1 protein-coding gene is annotated in these 1,149 nt (G+C 65.4%); it reads right to left on the bottom strand.

Annotation, left to right across the window (positions count from 1 at the left end):
- Nucleotides 1-133: 133 nt before the first annotated feature.
- The gene (locus tag SPR01S_RS21030) at nt 134-1,093 is read right to left on the bottom strand and encodes an IS5 family transposase (RefSeq protein WP_066593814.1); all 960 of its coding nucleotides are present in this window, start codon (nt 1,091-1,093) and stop codon (nt 134-136) included.
- Nucleotides 1,094-1,149 lie beyond the last annotated feature (56 nt).

Raw genomic sequence — 1,149 nt, 5'->3', positions numbered from 1 at the left:
CCGTTGCGTAAGTCGAGTTTTGAGGTGTGCCGGCGACGCTAGGGTGAAGTTGGCGGCAGCAAGGGCGCCGCTGAGGTCGTTTTTCGCTGGTTTTGGGGTATTCCGTTGTGCGCTGGACGGAGTCCGGGCGTGGTCAGGCTGTTGCGAGTGTGACCCATCGGCGCATGTTGAACGCGATGGCGGCGAGCTGGATCTGGGCGGTGGCTTTGACGAGGCCACGGTAGCGGATGAGGGTGTGGCCCATGCGGCGCTTGAGGGTTGCGAAGGTCGTCTCGACCGCAGCACGCTGGTAGCCGATCAGGCGGTTGTAGCGCCTGAGCCGTGGCGGCAGCACCGGGTGGTTCTTGTTCGCGCGACGCATCAGGCGTGGCTTGATGCCACGTTCCTGGAGCGCGGCCTGGCGGGCATGGGTGTGATAGGCGGCATCGGCCAGCACCGCGCGTTCGTCTCCGCGGATCAGCGCGTCGGCGGGCACCGTGTCGTTGACGTTGGCCGGCGTCGTGATCACCGCGCGGATCAGCCCCGAGCCCTGGTCGACGCCGACGTGCATCTTGTACCCGAAGCGTGATCCCTGACGCCCCTGACGCGCGGCAAAGCGCGCATCGGGGTCACTCGACGGACGAGCATCGCCATCGGGACGTGCCGCCGATGTCTCGATCACGGTTGCATCGAGCATCGTGCCCCGCCTGAGGATCAGCCCCGCCTTGTCCAGCTGCCGGTCCAGTTCCGTGAACAGTTTCTCCAGCACGCCCTGCTCGACCAGCAGGTTGCGAAAGCGACAGATCGTGCTGTGGTCCGGCGCTGCATCGCTCAGCGACAACCCCACGAACCGGCGGAACGACAACCGGTCGAGCAGCGCCTCCTCCGTCTCCGCATCCGACAGCCCGTACAGCGACTGCAGCAGCAGCACCTTGAACATCACAAGCACCGGATAGGCCGGGCGGCCACCACCCTCCCGCAACGACACCAACAGCTTCTCGAACCGGTACCACTTCACCAGAGCGTGCAGCCGATCCAGCCGACCACTCCCCGTGCTCAGTTGCGGCGCCAGCGCCTCCACGAAACTGAACTGACCTGTCCGCTTCTCAACCATCGCCTCACTCCTCGACCACCAAGGAATCAGCTCCGCACACCTTTTGCAACGGTCCC

It is taken from the genome of Sphingomonas pruni NBRC 15498 (assembly GCF_001598455.1).
Classification (GTDB): domain Bacteria; phylum Pseudomonadota; class Alphaproteobacteria; order Sphingomonadales; family Sphingomonadaceae; genus Sphingomonas; species Sphingomonas pruni.
This window is presented reverse-complemented; position numbering and strand designations above follow the sequence as displayed.

Coding starts and splice junctions, on each gene's coding strand:
- SPR01S_RS21030 (WP_066593814.1), bottom strand. CDS start 1,093: ATGGTTGAGAAGCGGACAGGTCAGTTCAGTTTCGTGGAGGCGCTGGCG.